Source organism: Staphylococcus cohnii species complex 1663 (assembly GCF_041008415.1).
Taxonomy (GTDB): domain Bacteria; phylum Bacillota; class Bacilli; order Staphylococcales; family Staphylococcaceae; genus Staphylococcus; species Staphylococcus ureilyticus.
The window spans coordinates 98,557-116,911 of the sequence record NZ_JBFDVL010000002.1 but is presented as its reverse complement, the minus strand read 5'-3'; the positions used below and the strand labels follow the sequence as shown (position 1 = coordinate 116,911).

General features: G+C 32.3%; 19 protein-coding genes. 18 read left to right on the top strand and 1 reads right to left on the bottom strand.

Features of this window, described 5'->3' with window-relative positions; all coding sequences use genetic code 11:
- The first annotated feature begins 167 nt into the window (after positions 1–167).
- Entirely contained in the window at positions 168–1,154 is a 987-nt protein-coding gene (gene ypdA / locus AB1J10_RS02485; protein ID WP_070658583.1) for a bacillithiol disulfide reductase YpdA, read from the top strand.
- An 86-nt stretch (positions 1,155–1,240) separates the two neighbouring features.
- On the opposite strand, the gene AB1J10_RS02480 is transcribed toward ypdA, so the two are convergent.
- Positions 1,241–2,215, bottom strand: a complete 975-nt coding sequence (locus AB1J10_RS02480) for an asparaginase (protein ID WP_070658582.1) — start codon at positions 2,213–2,215, stop codon at positions 1,241–1,243.
- Positions 2,216–2,293: 78 nt separating this feature from the next.
- On the opposite strand from AB1J10_RS02480, the gene cmk reads away from it, so the two are divergent.
- The 17 genes from cmk (at position 2,294) to AB1J10_RS02395 (ending at position 18,326) form a co-directional block, all read left to right on the top strand.
- Positions 2,294–2,950, top strand: coding sequence for a (d)CMP kinase (gene cmk / locus AB1J10_RS02475; RefSeq protein WP_064208934.1), 657 nt, complete (start codon positions 2,294–2,296; stop codon positions 2,948–2,950).
- Between the two features lie 297 nt (positions 2,951–3,247).
- Positions 3,248–4,426, top strand: a complete 1,179-nt coding sequence (gene rpsA, locus AB1J10_RS02470; protein WP_070658580.1) for a 30S ribosomal protein S1 — start codon at positions 3,248–3,250, stop codon at positions 4,424–4,426.
- Positions 4,427–4,622: 196 nt separating this feature from the next.
- Positions 4,623–5,933 carry a ribosome biogenesis GTPase Der gene (gene der, locus AB1J10_RS02465; protein ID WP_046208224.1) on the top strand — a complete coding sequence of 437 codons (1,311 nt, stop codon included), beginning with the start codon at positions 4,623–4,625 and terminating at the stop codon, positions 5,931–5,933.
- Positions 5,934–5,949: 16 nt separating this feature from the next.
- Positions 5,950–6,948: an NAD(P)H-dependent glycerol-3-phosphate dehydrogenase gene (locus AB1J10_RS02460; protein ID WP_369002994.1), complete on the top strand. Its 999-nt coding sequence runs from the start codon at positions 5,950–5,952 to the stop codon at positions 6,946–6,948.
- Between the two features lie 169 nt (positions 6,949–7,117).
- Positions 7,118–7,390, top strand: a complete 273-nt coding sequence (locus tag AB1J10_RS02455; RefSeq protein ID WP_019468914.1) for an HU family DNA-binding protein — start codon at positions 7,118–7,120, stop codon at positions 7,388–7,390.
- A gap of 327 nt (positions 7,391–7,717) precedes the next feature.
- The gene (locus tag AB1J10_RS02450) at positions 7,718–8,275 is read left to right on the top strand and encodes a heptaprenyl pyrophosphate synthase subunit A (RefSeq protein WP_046208226.1); all 558 of its coding nucleotides are present in this window, start codon (positions 7,718–7,720) and stop codon (positions 8,273–8,275) included.
- Between the two features lie 17 nt (positions 8,276–8,292).
- Positions 8,293–8,994 carry a demethylmenaquinone methyltransferase gene (locus AB1J10_RS02445; RefSeq protein WP_073343660.1) on the top strand — a complete coding sequence of 234 codons (702 nt, stop codon included), beginning with the start codon at positions 8,293–8,295 and terminating at the stop codon, positions 8,992–8,994.
- A gap of 26 nt (positions 8,995–9,020) precedes the next feature.
- The gene (locus tag AB1J10_RS02440) at positions 9,021–9,974 is read left to right on the top strand and encodes a polyprenyl synthetase family protein (RefSeq protein WP_169926885.1); all 954 of its coding nucleotides are present in this window, start codon (positions 9,021–9,023) and stop codon (positions 9,972–9,974) included.
- Positions 9,975–10,098: 124 nt separating this feature from the next.
- On the top strand, positions 10,099–10,548 hold the full coding sequence (gene ndk / locus AB1J10_RS02435) for a nucleoside-diphosphate kinase (protein ID WP_070038216.1): 450 nt from the start codon (positions 10,099–10,101) through the stop codon (positions 10,546–10,548).
- A gap of 387 nt (positions 10,549–10,935) precedes the next feature.
- On the top strand, positions 10,936–12,102 hold the full coding sequence (gene aroC / locus AB1J10_RS02430; RefSeq protein ID WP_107365473.1) for a chorismate synthase: 1,167 nt from the start codon (positions 10,936–10,938) through the stop codon (positions 12,100–12,102).
- 26 nt (positions 12,103–12,128) lie between these two features.
- Entirely contained in the window at positions 12,129–13,196 is a 1,068-nt protein-coding gene (aroB, locus tag AB1J10_RS02425; RefSeq protein ID WP_369002993.1) for a 3-dehydroquinate synthase, read from the top strand.
- Between the two features lie 9 nt (positions 13,197–13,205).
- Positions 13,206–14,504, top strand: a complete 1,299-nt coding sequence (gene aroA, locus AB1J10_RS02420) for a 3-phosphoshikimate 1-carboxyvinyltransferase (protein ID WP_107365471.1) — start codon at positions 13,206–13,208, stop codon at positions 14,502–14,504.
- A 3-nt stretch (positions 14,505–14,507) separates the two neighbouring features.
- Positions 14,508–15,755, top strand: coding sequence for a tetratricopeptide repeat protein (locus tag AB1J10_RS02415; protein WP_046208232.1), 1,248 nt, complete (start codon positions 14,508–14,510; stop codon positions 15,753–15,755).
- A gap of 21 nt (positions 15,756–15,776) precedes the next feature.
- Positions 15,777–16,337, top strand: coding sequence for a YpiB family protein (locus tag AB1J10_RS02410; RefSeq protein WP_046208233.1), 561 nt, complete (start codon positions 15,777–15,779; stop codon positions 16,335–16,337).
- 4 nt (positions 16,338–16,341) lie between these two features.
- On the top strand, positions 16,342–16,944 hold the full coding sequence (locus AB1J10_RS02405) for a DUF1405 domain-containing protein (RefSeq protein WP_064208941.1): 603 nt from the start codon (positions 16,342–16,344) through the stop codon (positions 16,942–16,944).
- 37 nt (positions 16,945–16,981) lie between these two features.
- Positions 16,982–17,677 (top strand): zinc metallopeptidase, encoded by a 696-nt coding sequence (locus AB1J10_RS02400; RefSeq protein ID WP_046208235.1) that lies wholly within the window; start codon positions 16,982–16,984, stop codon positions 17,675–17,677.
- Positions 17,678–18,008: 331 nt separating this feature from the next.
- Positions 18,009–18,326 carry a nucleotide pyrophosphohydrolase gene (locus tag AB1J10_RS02395; RefSeq protein ID WP_019468926.1) on the top strand — a complete coding sequence of 106 codons (318 nt, stop codon included), beginning with the start codon at positions 18,009–18,011 and terminating at the stop codon, positions 18,324–18,326.
- The last annotated feature ends 29 nt before the right edge of the window (positions 18,327–18,355 follow it).

The following is an 18,355-nucleotide window of genomic DNA, read 5'->3' as shown; positions in this document are numbered from 1 at the left end:
TCCATAACATGATATGCTCCCTACAAAGTAGACATTTAAAAAAGTAAACTTTGTAGGGAGCTTTTATATGAATTAGTCATTTTTGTAAACAAATTTTCAAAATCTATCACTTGGTTTTTTTTAATCTACTGGTATAATAAATGGGTGGTTAAAGGAGGACAAATACTATGCAAACAGTAGAAAGTATAATCATCGGCGGTGGACCATGTGGGTTAAGTGCCGCTATTGAACAAAAGAAAAAAGGGATTGATACTTTAGTAATTGAAAAAGGAAATGTTGTGGACGCTATTTATAACTATCCAACACATCAAACATTCTTTTCTTCAAGTGATAAATTAAGTATTGGCGACATTCCATTTATTGTCGAAGAAAGCAAACCACGTCGTAATCAAGCATTAGTGTATTATAGAGAAGTTGTTAAACATCATCAACTGCGTATCAATGCTTTCGAAGAAGTCCTTACTGTTAAAAAAATTAATAATCGTTTTACACTCACTACTACGAAAGATGTTTATCAGTGTCGATTTCTAACCGTAGCTACTGGTTATTATGGTCAACATAATACTTTAGAAGTAGAAGGTGCAGAATTGCCAAAAGTAAAACATTACTTCAAAGAAGCACACCCTTATTTTGATCAAAATGTTGTCATCATTGGTGGCAAAAACTCAGCAGTTGATGCAGCATTGGAATTAGAAAAGGCTGGTGCACATGTCACAGTTATCTATCGCGGTTCTGACTATCCAAAAGCAGTTAAACCATGGATTTTACCTAATTTTGAGTCATTAGTGAAACACGAAAAAATAAACATGGCCTTTAACGCTGAAGTCACAAAAATTACTGAAGATAGTGTTATTTATGAGCAAGATGGAGAAGTAATTGAGATTCCTAACGATTACATTTTTGCAATGATTGGTTATCATCCGGACTATAATTTCTTAGAATCAATTGGAATTGAAATCAATGAAAATGAATATGGGACAGCACCAGTTCATAACAAAGAAACTTACGAAACAAATGTAGAAAATTGTTATATTGCTGGTGTGATTGCTGCAGGTAATGATGCAAATACGATTTTTATTGAAAATGGTAAGTATCATGGTGGCATTATCACTCAAAATATTTTATCTAAAAAGCAAACGCCTTTAGAATCATAATATAAAAAAGAGCTGGATAAGTGATTATTATTTGAGAATACTTTCAATATTCTTAAGATAAAACATTACTTATCACAACTCTTTTTTTATAATTGAGCTTCAAAATACTTTTTTAATTGTGCTTTAGTTAAATGATTACTTAAGCCGATTAATAATTTCAGTCTCGCTTTTTGTCCATTTAATCCATTAGAGAAAATAACTCCTTTTTGTTCTAATGTTGCACCGCCACCTTCATAAGCATAAATAGGGCCGACAATACCATTAAAAGATCTAGATACAAGTATAACTGGAATATTGTTATTTAAACATTGATTCAACCCTTCTAAACATGTAGGCGGCAAATTGCCTTGACCTAGCGCTTCTATTATAATCCCATCAACTTGTTTTTCACTGTAAAAAGCCAAAACATCGCTATTCATTCCCATATACGCTTTCACGAGTGGGATGTTTAAAGATTGATTGATATCAGTCAATACTAAATGCCCAAATGGTTTATGATGAAACTGTACACTTTGTTTTGTTATCACACCTAAGGGACCATGATTTGGACTTTGAAATGTATTCGTATTAGAAGTGTGCGTTTTCGTTACATTTCTAGCTGTATGAATCTCATCGTTAAAAACGACCATAACACCCATATTTAATGATTCATCACTAATTGCAACTCTAATTGCTGATAAAAAATTATATAAACCATCTGCACCAATTTCATTGGAAGAACGCATCGCACCAGTGATTACAATTGGTTTTGAGGTGTCTATTGTTAAATCTAATAAATAAGCTGTTTCCTCTAGTGTATCAGTACCATGTGTAATCACATAACCATCATAATCATCTTGATCCTCAGATTGATTTATAATTTGTTTTAAAGTTTCCACATACGCAATATTCATGTGTGGAGATGGTACATTAAAAGGTGTTATTTCTGTTACATCAGCATATTGATTAATAATATTTTGATGATTAGAAATTGGATTGTCTTTATTTGTAACAACTTTGTTCGATTCATCTTGTGACATGCTAATCGTGCCGCCAGTATGTATGACAAGAAGTTTTTTCATGTGTGCATTCCTCCTATTTATAAAATACATATTTATGATAAAATATTATTTATAAAACAACAAGGAAGGGTTACTAAAATGAAACCAATAAATATCGCACTTGATGGACCTGCAGCTGCAGGTAAGAGTACAATAGCAAAACTTGTGGCAGCCAAGTTATCTATGGTGTATGTAGATACTGGTGCAATGTATCGTGCTATAACATATAAATATTTACAATTAAATAAAACAGAAAATTTTTCTGAACTTGTCGAATCAACTGAACTTTCATTAACTTATGACGAAGAAAAAGGACAAAGAGTCATTTTAGACAATCAAGATGTGACAGATTATTTAAGAGAAAATGATGTGACAAATCATGTTTCTTATGTATCTTCAAAAGAATCAGTGCGCTCATTTGCCGTTGAAAAGCAACAAGAGTTGGCGCAGCAAAAAGGCATTGTAATGGATGGTAGAGACATTGGTACGGTTGTGTTGCCAGATGCTGATTTAAAAATATATATGATTGCCTCTGTTGAAGAACGTGCTTTACGTCGTCAAAAAGATAACGAACTAAGAGATATACAATCAACAGTAGAACAATTAAAAAAAGAAATAGCCGAACGCGATCACTATGATATGAATAGAGAAATATCTCCTTTGAAAAAAGCAGAAGATGCAATAACTATTGATACTACCGGTATGAGTATCGAAGAAGTTACTGATAAAATTTTGACATTAGTAGAAGATATCTAAATTCATAAAATCATATTATCTATTGATTTTTTTTGTAGTCCTTTTGTTAAAATTGTGTAAAAAAGTTATAAAATATCAAAATCAGGGTATATTATCGTAGTAGGTTTTTAAAACTTGTACTACATATAAGTCAATGTAAATTGCTATTGATATTAAAACTATTATCTACATGTTAAGTATCAATTAATATTTTTAAATGTATAGAATGAGAGTATTCACTATAAAGTGGAATTCCTTGACAATTCTGTCAAATTATAAGATGTTATAAATATGTAGTGTAATAAGGAGGCAGACAAGATGACTGAAGAATTCAATGAATCAATGATTAACGAAATTAAAGAAGGGGATAGAGTTACTGGTGAAATTCAAGAAATTGAAGATAAACAAGTAATTGTACATGTTAATGGAGGTAAATTTAACGGTATTATCCCTATAAGTCAACTTTCAACACATCATATTGATAATCCTAGTGATGCTGTTAAAGTTGGTGACGAAATCGGTGCATATGTCACAAAAGTGGAATATGACGAAGAAAATGAGACAGGTGCTTATATCTTATCAAAACGTCAATTAGAAACTGAAAAATCATATGAATTTTTACAAGAAAAATTAGATAATGATGAAATCATCGAGGCTAAAGTCACTGAAGTTGTAAAAGGTGGTTTAGTAGTAGATGTTGGTCAAAGAGGATTTGTACCAGCTTCATTAATTTCAACTGATTTCATCGAAGATTTCTCTCATTTTGAAGGACAAGTTCTAAAATTAAAAGTTGAAGAACTAGATCCAGCAAATAATCGCGTCATTCTTAGTCGTAAAGCTGTAGAAGCATTAGAAAATGCTGAGAAAAAAGATGACTTACTCAATAATCTTAATGAAGGCGATGTCATAGAAGGTAAAGTTGCACGCTTAACAAACTTTGGTGCGTTTATCGATATTGGTGGTGTAGATGGACTTGTACATGTTTCCGAGCTATCACATGAGCATGTTAAATCGCCAGAAGATGTTGTTTCAATTGGTGATCAAGTCAAAGTGAAAGTAAAATCAGTTGATAAAGATTCTGAACGTATTTCATTATCAATTAAAGATACATTACCAAGCCCGTTTGAATCGTTAAGAGGAGAAGTCAATGAAGGTGAAGAAATCGAAGGTAAAGTTGTCAGACTTACAAGCTTTGGTGCCTTTGTTGAAATTAAACCTGGTGTGCAAGGTTTAGTTCATATTTCAGAAATCAGTCATTCACACATCGGTACACCTGGTGAAGTATTAGAACCAGGACAAGTTGTCAGTGTTAAAATACTCAGTGTCGATATTGACAATGAACGTATTTCACTTTCTATTAAAGCAACATTACCTGACGAAAATGTTGCTGAAAGTGATAGTGAAACAACACAATCATATTTAGATAATAATGAAGACGAAGACAATCCAACACTAGGTGATGTTTTCGGAGATAAACTTAAAGATATTAAGTTTTAATAATTATCATAAGACTAAAAATAAATCTTGTCCTATTTTTACGTTAGGGCAAGATTTATTTTTTTAGTATACATATCAATCAATAAATTAATTGTATTTCATGAAAGTCATTTAAATTGATTCATTAATAATTTCTTTTGAAATACTTACCCCGTATGATAGAATTATAGAGATTAAAAAAGAGAGGAAGTTAGTTATGACTAAACCTATAGTTGCTATTGTAGGAAGACCCAATGTTGGAAAGTCTACAATTTTTAACAGAGTCGTAGGTGAACGTGTCTCAATTGTTGAAGATACACCAGGTGTGACTCGTGACAGAATTTATTCATCAGGCGAATGGTTAACTCATGATTTCAATATCATTGATACTGGAGGTATTGAAATAGGTGATGCACCATTCCAAACACAGATTAGAGCGCAAGCAGAAATTGCCATAGATGAAGCTGATGTCATTATTTTTATGGTAAATGTTAGAGAAGGTTTAACACAAAGTGATGAAATGGTAGCTCAAATGCTATACAAATCTAAAAAGCCCGTTGTATTGGCAGTGAATAAAGTTGATAATCCTGAAATGCGAAATGAAATTTATGATTTTTATTCACTAGGTTTTGGAGATCCGTATCCAATTTCTGGTTCACATGGTTTAGGATTAGGTGATTTATTAGATGAAGTAGTTAAAAATTTCAAAGAAGAAGAGCCCGATCCATATGACGAGGATACAATTCGTTTATCAATTATTGGTCGCCCTAACGTAGGTAAGTCGAGCTTAGTTAACGCGATTTTAGGTGAAAATCGAGTCATAGTATCCAATGTTGCTGGAACAACTCGAGACGCTGTTGATACTGAATATAGCTATGACGATCAAGATTATGTGCTCATAGATACTGCTGGTATGCGTAAAAAAGGTAAAGTATATGAAAATACAGAAAAGTACTCAGTTTTACGTGCACTTAAAGCGATAGAGCGATCAAACGTTGTTTTAGTAGTTATCGATGCTGAACAAGGTATCATAGAACAAGACAAGCGTGTTGCTGGCTATGCGCACGAAGAAGGAAAAGCGATTGTTATCGTTGTCAATAAATGGGATGCTGTAGATAAAGAAACAAATACTATGAAGAAATTCAAGGACGAAGTACGCAAAGAATTTCAATTTTTAGATTACGCACAAATCGCATTTGTTTCAGCAAAAGAACAAAAAAGATTATCTACACTATTCCCGTATATTTTAGAAGCTAGTGAAAACCATAAAAAACGTGTTCAAAGTTCAACATTAAATGAAGTGATTACAGATGCAATTTCTATGAATCCAACACCAACAGATAAGGGTCGTCGATTAAACGTATTTTATGCTACACAAGTTGCAATAGAACCTCCAACATTTGTTGTGTTTGTAAATGACGTAGAATTAATGCATTTTTCTTATAAACGTTATCTTGAAAATCAAATCAGAGCTGCCTTTGGATTTGAAGGTACGCCTGTACACATCATAACTAGAAGAAGAAATTAATAAATGGAGGGGTTACATGTCTAATATAGCTGTCTTTGGTACTGGGAGTTTCGGTACGGCATTAGCAAATGTCTTAGCTGAAAACGGGCATCAAGTATTAATGTGGGGGAAAAATGAAACGACTGTTAATGAAATAAATGAATTTCATACAAACACTAAATATCTTAAAAATGCACAACTTGAATTATCAATTAACGCAACTACAGATATTCATAAAGCAATAGCGCATTCAGATGTATATCTCATGGCTTTACCTACAAAAGCAATGAGGGAAGTTGCAAGTGAAATTGATTCACACTTAACATCGAAAAAAACTTTTATCCATGTTGCTAAAGGAATAGAAAACGATACTTATAAACGCGTCTCTGAAATGTTAGAAGACTCAATTAGCTCTGAACATAATGCAGGTATTGGTGTACTATCAGGTCCAAGCCATGCTGAAGAGGTTGTTATCAAACAACCAACTACAGTGGCTGCTTCTTCTAAATCACCAGAAGTGAGTAAACTAGCTCAAGATTTATTTATGAATGATTATTTAAGAGTTTATACGAATGACGATTTAGTAGGCGTAGAATTGGGTGGCGCATTAAAAAATATTATAGCTGTTGCAAGCGGTGTAATTTCAGGCATGGGCTTCGGAGGCAATGCCAAAGCGGCATTAATGACTAGAGGTTTAGCTGAAATAAGTCGACTTGGTGAAAAATTAGGCGCAGATCCACTGACATTTTTAGGTTTAGGTGGTATTGGCGATTTAATTGTAACGTGCACGTCTACTCATTCTAGAAATTACACATTAGGGTATAAATTAGGTGAAGGTAAATCACTAGAAAAAGCATTAGAAGAAATGAATATGGTGGTTGAAGGTGTATATACTACAAAATCAGTTTATAATTTAGCTAAAGAACATCATATTGATATGCCAATTACAACTGCATTATATAGAGTTTTGTTTGAAAATCAACCTGTTGATGAAAGCGTCAAAGACTTAATGGGACGGGGCAAAAAGGCCGAATAAGATAGAACTATTACACTTTTTTGCAAATATATAACAATTTGATATTAAAATCCTATTAATTCAACGTTTTTTACACATAAATCATTGCAGTTGCAGTATTCGTTGTGTTAAAGTCATACCATAATGATATTAAGTTATCATTATAAACCCTAGGGGAGGTGAATTCATAATGAACAAAACAGATTTAATCAATGCTGTTGCAGAACAAGCTGATTTAACTAAAAAAGAAGCTGGTTTAGCTGTAGATGCAGTATTCGAATCAATTCAAACATCACTTTCTAAAGGTGAAAAAGTACAATTAATTGGATTCGGTAATTTCGAAGTACGTGAACGTGCTGCTCGTAAAGGACGTAATCCACAAACTGGTAAAGAAATTGATATCCCTGCAAGCAAAGTTCCAGCATTCAAAGCTGGTAAAGCTTTAAAAGATGCAGTTAAATAATTCTTTACTTAAAAGTGAAGCCCTTGTTACAGGGGCTTTTTTTCTTTTGGTAAAAACTTTTAAATACAAATAAAAATAGATTGTAAACTAAGTCTCTTAATATGGTATCATTCGATATGATGATATGATATTAAGAGATTTTTAAAGTGATCAAACATCAATTTAGTTTTTATAAAGATAATAAACAAACATAATTCATTTATTTTTATAATTTTTACTATTCACAAAATACATAAAACGTATATATTTATCACTTTGAAAACCGTTGATTTTAATTTTCCCTATATAATGTTAATATGTATATTGATAATAACGTGAGGTGTGAACATGGAAACGACATTAAGTATTTTTGAAAAACAAATTACCCAACGCTTGAAAGGTATACATCATTATGACGCTATTTATATAAATGAAGTATTAGCAAAAATCCTTGATTCTTATGATATACCTGAAGATGCTAAATTAGCTTGCCTCACTATAGATACTGCGATGCGTCATTTAGATGAGGTTTCCAAAAATTTATCCTCTAAGAAAGCCATTTTGATTGGTGATTTACTAAGCGCTCACTTTTATACATTATTAGCGAAGTTACATGATCCAATTTTTCAAAAGCAAATTAGTTCAGCGATTGTTGAAATTAATGAAATGAAATCCTCCATCCATAACGGAGTGATTCCCAAAGAAGAAATCGGTCATTTTATTTTAAAAATCGAAAATAAATTTCCACTTATTACTATCAATCGATACGTACCAAACATAGAAACAACAGATATCAATCAAAAATTATTAACAAACTTATTAGAAAATCATCCTTCGTATTTAAAAAAATATTCGAAAGATGAACTAAATACATTTTTAGAAGAAATTAAATTAGAAATTAATTAAAAAAGAGGTAATCAATGATGGCAGATAATAAAGCAAAAAAAGAACAAGTACATAACGTTTTTCAAAATATTTCTGGAAAATATGATCGCCTAAACAACATCATCAGCTTTGAACAACACAAGACATGGAGAAAACGCGTTATGAAAGAAATGAATGTTAAAGATGGTAGCAAAGCATTAGATGTTTGTTGCGGAACGGCAGACTGGACCATTTCTTTAAGCAAAGCAGTCGGTCCTTCTGGTGAAGTATTAGGTGTAGATTTTAGTGAAAACATGCTTGAAGTAGGTAAAAAGAAAACAGCGGACATGCAAAATATCCAACTCATTCATGGTGATGCAATGCATTTACCATTCGAGGATAATGAATTTGATTATGTCACAATTGGCTTTGGTTTACGTAATGTACCTGATTACCTTGCAACGCTTAAAGAACTAAATCGAGTTTTAAAGCCTGGTGGAATGGTTGTTTGCTTAGAAACAAGTCAACCAACTGCTCCAATATTTAAACAATGTTATAAATTATACTTTAAATTTATAATGCCTATATTTGGTAAAATATTTGCGAAATCGAAAGATGAATATGAATGGTTACAGCAATCTACTTTTGATTTTCCAGACAAAGAAAAATTAAAACGTTTATTTTCACAAGCAGGATTTAGTAATATTAAGGTACGTAGCTTCACTGGTGGCGTTGCAGCGATGCACCTAGGCTATAAATAAAAATGAAACAACCAAAGGTGATGACTGTGTCAAAGTTAAATATGAACAATGAAATTAAAATAATTGAACAGCGATTGGAAGAAGCATTAATAAGTAAGGATCAAATCTTAGAAGATGCTTCTTATCATTTATTTTCATCAGGCGGAAAACGTGTAAGACCTGCCTTTGTAATATTAAGTAGTCAATTTGGCGAAGAAATTAATGAAGATGTCTATCGTGTTGCTGTAGCACTCGAATTAATCCATATGGCTACTTTAGTACATGATGATGTTATTGATAAAAGTGATAAACGTCGCGGTAGTTTAACGATTGCCAAAAAATGGGATCAAGACACTGCAATTCTCACAGGTAATTTTCTATTAGCTGTCGGTTTAGAACATATTTCAAATATTGAGGATAACCGAGTACATAAAGTGATATCTAGTGCAATTGTCGAAGTATGCATGGGTGAATTGTACCAGTTTCAAGATCAATTCAATGCTCATCAAACAATTACTAATTATTTAAGAAGAATCAAACGTAAAACTGCATTGCTTATACAATTATCAACAGAAGTTGGAGCAATTGCTTCACATGCTGATACCAAAACGGTTCGTAATTTGAAAATGATTGGTCATTATATTGGGATGAGTTTTCAAATCGTTGACGATATTCTAGATTTTACTAGTACTGAAAAGAAATTAGGAAAACCAGTGGGCAGTGATTTAATGAACGGCCATTTAACGTTACCAGTATTGTTAGAAATGCGTAAAAATCCTGAGTTTAAATCACAAATAGAACAACTTGGCCCAAACAGTGATCAATCCTTATTTGATAAATGTATACAAACCGTTAAACATTCTGATGTGATAAAACAATCACAAGCAATTAGCGATAGATATTTAGATAAAGCGCTTCATCTTATTGATCAATTAGAAAAAGATGATGCTAAACCAATATTTAAAAAAATTATTAAAAAAGTAGGGAAAAGAAACGTATAATTGTGTGAAAAGCATTGAAAGCGCTTAAATTAACTGTTAATATTATAATGTGCTTCAAGACATTATAATATTTTGTTTTGTATTTTTATAAAACTTACATCACTAACAGGGGGATAAACACACAATGGAAAGAACATTTTTAATGATTAAACCGGACGCGGTTCAACGTAATTTGATAGGTGAAATCGTTTCACGTATTGAACGTAAAGGACTAAAACTTGTAGGTGCTAAACTAATGACAGTACCTAAATCGCTTGCAGAAGAACATTATGCTGAACATACGGATAAACCATTCTATGGCAATTTAATCGACTTTATTACTTCTGCACCTGTATTTGCAATGGTTGTAGAAGGTGAAGATGCAGTACATATTGCGCGTCACATTATTGGATCAACAAATCCATCAGAAGCTACACCTGGTACAATCAGAGGAGACTTTGGTTTAACTGTAGGCAGAAACATTATTCATGGTTCAGATTCAGTTGAATCTGCTAATAAAGAAATCAATCTTTGGTTTAATGCAGAAGAATTAAGTGATTTTACAGAATCACGTGAAGCATGGTTATACGAATAATCATCGTTGAATCGATACACCATTACTTGTAAGATGATATGCGTTATTAACTTAATTATTTAATACGCTCAACAATAAAGATAAAAAATAATAGTAAAAATACGATTCATGGTCGTATCCGTAAAATCAAAACACTTTCGTTGTATTCATAATAAAATGAATTTATGCGAAGGTGTTTTTTTGTATAAAAGTTGCAATTGCATTCTAAAGTGAAGTCGTTTAATATCTTAAGTTATTACTGAATTTTAGACAGATGTTATAGTTGTATGTAAGGAAATCTTATAAAGTTTAGTTATTTGAAATTTTTCTGTTAATTTGAACAATTGAATGTGATAAGATAAGGAACATATAATCATTTAAAGTACTAAAGAACGGAGTGGGTAAATAATGAGATATTTAACTTCAGGAGAATCACATGGTCCGCAACTAACAGTAATTATTGAAGGTGTGCCAGCAAATTTAGAAATTCATGCTGCCGATATAAATGAAGAAATGTTTAAACGTCAAGGTGGATACGGTAGAGGTAGACGCATGCAAATTGAAAAAGATAGTGTTGAAATTGTATCTGGGGTACGTAACGGATATACGCTTGGTAGTCCAATCACGCTTATTGTCACAAATGATGATTTTAAACATTGGAGAAAAATCATGGGCGCTGATCCTATTAGCGATGAAGATCAAGAAAACATGAAGCGCGTAATTACAAAACCACGTCCAGGTCATGCCGATTTAATCGGCGGTATGAAATATAATCATCGAGACTTAAGAAATGTATTAGAGCGTTCTTCTGCTAGAGAAACTGCTGCGCGAGTGGCTGTAGGTGCTGTATCGAAAATATTACTAAAGCAACTCGATATTCATTTTTATAGTAGAGTTATGGAAATTGGTGGTATTAAAGATGATTTAGCTTATGACCTTGAAACAATCAAATCTAATATTGATAAAAATGATGTCCGTGTGATTAATGATGATATTGCTCAACAAATGAGAGATAAAATTGATGACGCCAAAAAGGCAGGAGATACTATTGGCGGTGTTGTACAAACTATTATTGAAGGAGTACCAATTGGTATCGGCAGTTATGTACATTATGACCGTAAATTAGATGGTAGAATTGCTCAAGGGGTTGTAAGTATTAATGCTTTTAAAGGCGTCAGTTTTGGAGAAGGATTTAAAGCAGCCGAAAAACCTGGCAGTGAAATACAAGATGAAATACTTTATGATACAAACAATGGTTATTACAGAGGATCAAATCATTTAGGTGGTTTTGAAGGTGGTATGTCTAACGGAATGCCTATTGTTGTCAATGGTGTTATGAAACCAATTCCAACATTATATAAACCGCTAAATTCAGTAGATATTAATACTAAAGAATCTTTTAAAGCTTCTGTTGAACGCTCTGATAGTTGTGCCGTTCCAGCTGCAAGTGTTGTAGTAGAAAATGTCGTTGCTTTTGAACTTGCAAAAGCATTATTAGCAGAATTCCAATGTAATCATATCGAGCAATTAAAATCACAAATTGAAGAACGCCGCTTGTTGAATATTGAATACTAAATTATAAGATTAGCCAGGTGATATCGATGAAATTACAAACTACGTATGAGACTAATAATTATCGTATTATCATAGAACATAACGCGCTAAAACATTTACGTCATTACATTGAAAATTACAAAGATATTGTACTAGTCGTAGATAATACAATTGCTCAAAAATGGGATGATACATTAGAATTTATTACATCTGAATACGATGCTCACATGTTGGCTGTACCGTCAGGTGAGTCTACAAAATCTCTAGATTATTATGCAGAGACTATAGAAACATTATTGAGCAAAAATTTGACTAGAAATACTTGCATCATTGCAGTAGGTGGTGGCGCTACCGGTGATTTCGCTGGATTTTTAGCTGCTACCCTATTGAGAGGCGTTGATTTTATCCAAGTACCTACGACGATATTAGCACATGATTCTAGTGTTGGTGGTAAAGTGGGAATCAATTCAAAACACGGTAAAAATTTAATTGGTGCATTTTATAGACCAACTGCGGTTATCTATGATTTGAATTTTCTCTCAACGCTTCCTTATACAGAAATATTGAGTGGTTACGCTGAAGTATATAAACATGCATTGTTAACTGATGCCGATGCAGTATGTAATATTGAATCACATTTTTATGATAAGACAACGTTAGCGTCTTTAGATGAAATGGAATATTATATTTATAAAGGCATAGAGACAAAGTTAAATATTATTGTAAAAGATGAAAAAGAATCAAACGTTCGTAAATTTTTAAATTTAGGACATACTTTTGGTCATGCCGTTGAATACACATTTAAAATACCACACGGTCATGCCGTGATGATTGGCATTCTTTTTCAATTCATCGTATCGAACCATATTTTAAACCAAAAATTTGATATTTTACATTACGTCAATTATTTAAGTTCTCTAGATTATCCATTAAATATCATCAATACCTTCAAATTCGATTCACTTTATGAATTAATGTTAAGAGATAAGAAGAATGACCAACAAGGCGTACAGATGGTTTTATTAGAAGGTATAGGAAATCCTGTGGTTAAACATGTCGATAAATCCACTTTAGTAGAGAGTTTCACGACATTACAAACATATTTTAAAAAGTAGGTGGCATAATTGGTTAATAGTAAAACAATTGATATAAATGGTCCTCTGATTGGAGAAATAGAAGTTCCAGGAGATAAGTCAATGACACATAGAGCGATTATTTTAAGCTCATTAGCATCAGGTAGGTCAACGATATATAAACCCTTACTTGGTGAAGATTGTATTCGTACAGTAGAAATTTTCCGTCTACTTGGTGTCGAAATAGAAATTTTAGAAGATAAAATTGAAATAAACTCACCTGGATATAAATTTTTCCAAACACCACATCAAGTACTCTATACTGGCAATTCTGGAACGACGACACGTTTAGTTGCTGGATTATTATGCGGACTAGGCATTGAAGCAGTCCTTTCTGGTGATGCTTCTATTGGTAAAAGACCGATGGATCGAATTATGAAACCTCTATCGTTAATGAATGCAGATATTTCAGGCGTGAATCATAACTTTACGCCTTTAATCATCAAACCTGCTCAAATTAAAGGCATATCATACCAAATGGAAGTCGCAAGTGCTCAAGTTAAAAGTGCAATATTATTTGCAAGCTTGTTTGCAAACGAAAAAACAACGATTTCTGAAATAGGTATAACGCGCAATCATACAGAAACAATGTTTGAACATTATCAAATTCCGATTACTTACAATGATAAAATGATTCAATTACCTGAAAATAGTATTGAACATATTACTGCCACTGATTTTCACGTACCTGGGGACATTTCCTCAGCTGCATATTTCATTGTTGCAGGGTTGATAACTCCAGGAAGTGATATTACAATTCACAATGTTGGCATAAATCCAACACGTTCAGGTATCATAGATATCGTGACACAAATGGATGGCAATATAACTTTATTCAATCAAACTAATGGTTCAGAACCTACCGCTTCAATACGCGTACAATATACACCAAATATGAAGCCTATCCATATTGAAGGTGAATTGGTACCAAGAGCGATTGATGAATTACCAGTTATCGCCTTACTTTGTACTCAAGCAAATGGAACAAGTATTATAAAAGAGGCGGAAGAATTAAAGGTCAAAGAAACCAATCGTATTGACACTACGGCAAACATGTTGAATTTATTAGGTTTCACCTTACAACCAACAAGTGACGGCATGATTATCCATCCATCAAGATTGGAACAAACTGCCACAGTGGATAGCTTTACTGATCATCGCATTGGTATGATGCTTGCTGTAACTTCTTTACTAACTAGTGATACATTAACGATTGATCAATTTGATGCAGTCAATGTTTCCTTCCCAGGTTTCTTAGCTAAATTTAATCAATTAGAAAAAGAGGGATAAAGTATGGAAGATATCTATAAACTTATAGATGATATCAACTTACAAAAACTAGATAACTTAGATACACGGGTAAATGACGCGCTAAGTTCTCCAAAAGATGATGCGCTCTTTATACTCGGTGAAACATTATATAACTATGGACTAATGCCACAAGGTCTTGAAGTATTTCGTACACTTTATCACAAATACCCAGATGAAAGTGAACTGTTAATTTATTTCATTGAAGGACTGATTGCGGAAGATCAAACGGATGAAGCATTAGAATATTTAAGCACTGTTGAACTATCTACAGAACGTTTGATGCTAGAAGCAGATTTATACCAACAATTAAATATGCTTGAAGTGGCTATAGATAAATTAGTAGAAGCTATTGATATTGAACCAAATGACCCAATCATACACTTCGCATTGGCAGAATTACTTTATTTTGATGGTCAATATTTACGTGCTTCTTCAGAATATGAAACAGTATTAGAAACGGGAGAATATCAAATCAATAATGTTAATTTATTCTCACGTTTAGCTGATTGTAGCTTACAAAGTGGAAATTATAGTGATGCCATCACAATGTTCAATGAAATCAGCGAAGATGAAATGGATTCAGAAATATACTTCAAAAAGGCCATTGCTTATGAAAAAAACGACTTAACACAGGAAGCTATCAAATTAGTGCAAACACTATTATCAAAAGATCCAGACTTCCTACAGGGCTACTTTTATCTACAACAATTATATGAAAACGAGCATAATCATGCAGATGCCATTGAAATTGGTAAAGAAGGATTGCGCTTGAGTCAATTTTATAAAGAATTAATGGTATCAACAGGTAGTATTCAAATAGAACACGGAGATGCTAATGAAGGTGTACAATTGTTACTACAAGCCTTAGACGTAGATAATGCTTATCAAGAACCACTTTTAATCTTGAGTGATTTCTTTAGACAAGAAGAAGATTACGATTCAATTATTAGCTTATTACAATATGTAGATGAAGAAGATTTAGATCCCGTATTTATGTGGCATGTAGCACATGCTTTAGGTCAAGAAGAGCGAGATAAAGAAGCACAACATTTCTTTGAATTAGCCTATCCAACCATGAGAACGCAATCAGCATTTTTAAGTGATTATTATTTCTATTTAGTTGAAATAGGTTATATAGAACAAGCACAACAAATCTTAAAGCAATTGCTAGAAATAGACCCATCGAACGAAACTTGGCATGATGAAGCTGAAAGATTGCAATCATTCTAAAAAGTAAAGAAGGTGAGTATATTGACTGATACCTTACAACAATTAAAAGCAAGTTTTATAGAATACGTATTATTTCAGTATCGTTTTAAATCTCGAATTAGTGTATGGGTATTAAATTTGATAAAATCCTCACCTGAACTTTTACAAAAAATATACTTTGTAGATGAGCAAATTCCCAGTCATAACACTTTAGAAATTGCAACTGTGAATACAGACAACATCGCCATAAAACTTATAGTAGAGGATCAACAATATATTAATAATGAAAAAATATTTGACTATATCGCAAATCAAAATATCTTTTTTGATATCAAATTATATTTAAATAAAGAAGATTCTAGAGATACGAAATTAGACGATTTATTGTTAACACAATTACTTCACTCTCCATATTATGCCGTATATATTCAAGATATATATGGTTTGCCATTATCAAAAAAAAGTGAATCATCTATTATCAAATATTTACAAGACAATATTGACTTAAGTCTGCAACTTCAGGATAGAGCTTTATTTTATCAATTATCTCAAATCCTAAATACATTTAAGTTGAGGAATCTTAATACATTATCGAAGGATTGACTATATGAACATTTACTCACTATGGCAACTTATCATTTTTAATAAAGGTATGCTGTATTTCTTATTAATATGTAATTTATTAGGCACAGTTTACGGGTATATTTGGTACGGTTCACAAATGAGTGCTACACCTTGGCAATTTATACCATTTGTACCTGATAGCCCAACTGCATCATTATTTTTATGTATTGCTATTCTAGGGTTGATTGTTAACAAGAACTTACCAATCATCGAAGCACTCGCTTTTGTCACATTAATCAAGTATGGAGTATGGGCTGTAATTATGAATATCATTCTTTTTATTCAATACGATATGATTACAATTACAGGTTGTATGTTGATACTTTCTCACGGCATTATGGCAATTGAAGGTTTTATTTTTTATCCAAGATTTAAAGTGACGATTTCTGCCTTTTTCGTAGCGATGATATGGGTGTTTCATAATGACATTATCGATTATGTATTTATGCAATATCCTTTTTATGATTTTATTGCAAGTCACATTGAAGCAATTGCATACTTAGCATTCTGGTTAAGCGTTATACCTTTAGTTTTATATTTAAGTTTAACTCTATTTAAAAAAGATAAAATATTTGACCATTATTAACGTCCACAGTAAAATGTTTATAAAGGAGTGAGGATTTTTGTCTTTTATTTATATGATTATATACTTTGTTATTTTAATGGTTCTGCCTCTATGGGCACAACACAAGGTTAAATCTAACTATGAAAAGTATTCTCAAGTGAGATCAACTAGTGGGAAAACAGGGCGTGAAGTAGCGCTTGAAATACTCCATTCAAATGGAATTTATGATGTAGATGTTGTCGAAGGTAAAGGATTTCTAACAGATCACTATGATCCTAGTAAAAAAGTTCTTGTCTTATCACCAGCAAACTTCAATAGACCTTCAGTTGCTGGTACAGCAATTGCAGCCCATGAAGTAGGACATGCTATACAGCATGCCCAAGGATATTTCTTCTTAAGATTTAGAACTTCATTAGTACCTTTAGCAAATATTGGTAGTTCTTTAGGTTACATGGCAGTGTTTGCTGGTATTGTTTTAACGAGTTTACAGAGTACATTGGGTTCAACTGCACTTTGGATTGGAATTGCATTAATGTCATTCGCAGTATTGTTCTCAATTGTTACCTTGCCAGTCGAATTTGATGCTAGTAGTAGAGCAATGAAACAAATTAAAAGCTTAGATATTGTTAATGAAAAAGAATATCGACATGCAAAAAAAGTATTATCAGCTGCTGCAATGACTTACGTTGCATCCACTGCTGTAGCATTAGCAGAACTTGCACGTTTCATTTTAATCGCTAGATCAAGTGAATAATTTATCCATGCAAATGAGACAGAAATATAAATTATTTAAATTTATTTCACTGTTTCACAACGCTTAGGTTGATAAAATTAGGATAAGAGGTTGAGGCAATCATTTTGCCCAATCTCTTTTTTTATGTATACAATTATTATTTTTTAAAATATAGATTTAAGATGGTGACTTCCTTTACATCTATTATTGTTATACCTCAGCACATCATATTATCATTTAATTTAACTACTTAATTCATATTGAATAGTGTACAAAGGTTGCAGGAATAATGCATGAATCATAGAATTAGTCTATACTATAAAAGAAACTGATAGAATGAGAGGCGTTTATCATGAAATCGATGAAAGACATGCAAATAGAAGTAGATGACTATATAAATCAATTTAAAACTGGCTACTTTTCACCTCTAGCAAATCTCGCAAGGTTATCAGAAGAAGTAGGAGAGTTATCAAGAGAAATCAATCATTTTTATGGAGAAAAAAAGAAAAAAGATAGTGAAGCTGCAAACACGGTAAAGGCAGAACTTGGAGATAATTTATTCGTGTTACTATGTATAGCTAATTCCTTAGATATAGATATGACTGAAAGTTTTAACGAAACAATGGATAAGTTTAATACACGAGATAAAAATCGTTTTGAAAGAAAATAGATTGATATTGTTTAAGAAAGGATGTGCCA

What these genes read in the sequence shown, in the direction of transcription:
- ypdA (WP_070658583.1), top strand. Translation starts at nt 168, where the DNA reads ATGCAAACAGTAGAAAGTATAATCATCGGCGGTGGACCATGTGGGTTA.
- AB1J10_RS02480 (WP_070658582.1), bottom strand. Translation starts at nt 2,215, where the DNA reads ATGAAAAAACTTCTTGTCATACATACTGGCGGCACGATTAGCATGTCA.
- cmk (WP_064208934.1), top strand. Translation starts at nt 2,294, where the DNA reads ATGAAACCAATAAATATCGCACTTGATGGACCTGCAGCTGCAGGTAAG.
- rpsA (WP_070658580.1), top strand. Translation starts at nt 3,248, where the DNA reads ATGACTGAAGAATTCAATGAATCAATGATTAACGAAATTAAAGAAGGG.
- der (WP_046208224.1), top strand. Translation starts at nt 4,623, where the DNA reads ATGACTAAACCTATAGTTGCTATTGTAGGAAGACCCAATGTTGGAAAG.
- AB1J10_RS02460 (WP_369002994.1), top strand. Translation starts at nt 5,950, where the DNA reads ATGTCTAATATAGCTGTCTTTGGTACTGGGAGTTTCGGTACGGCATTA.
- AB1J10_RS02455 (WP_019468914.1), top strand. Translation starts at nt 7,118, where the DNA reads ATGAACAAAACAGATTTAATCAATGCTGTTGCAGAACAAGCTGATTTA.
- AB1J10_RS02450 (WP_046208226.1), top strand. Translation starts at nt 7,718, where the DNA reads ATGGAAACGACATTAAGTATTTTTGAAAAACAAATTACCCAACGCTTG.
- AB1J10_RS02445 (WP_073343660.1), top strand. Translation starts at nt 8,293, where the DNA reads ATGGCAGATAATAAAGCAAAAAAAGAACAAGTACATAACGTTTTTCAA.
- ndk (WP_070038216.1), top strand. Translation starts at nt 10,099, where the DNA reads ATGGAAAGAACATTTTTAATGATTAAACCGGACGCGGTTCAACGTAAT.
- aroC (WP_107365473.1), top strand. Translation starts at nt 10,936, where the DNA reads ATGAGATATTTAACTTCAGGAGAATCACATGGTCCGCAACTAACAGTA.
- aroB (WP_369002993.1), top strand. Translation starts at nt 12,129, where the DNA reads ATGAAATTACAAACTACGTATGAGACTAATAATTATCGTATTATCATA.
- AB1J10_RS02415 (WP_046208232.1), top strand. Translation starts at nt 14,508, where the DNA reads ATGGAAGATATCTATAAACTTATAGATGATATCAACTTACAAAAACTA.
- AB1J10_RS02405 (WP_064208941.1), top strand. Translation starts at nt 16,342, where the DNA reads ATGAACATTTACTCACTATGGCAACTTATCATTTTTAATAAAGGTATG.
- AB1J10_RS02395 (WP_019468926.1), top strand. Translation starts at nt 18,009, where the DNA reads ATGAAATCGATGAAAGACATGCAAATAGAAGTAGATGACTATATAAAT.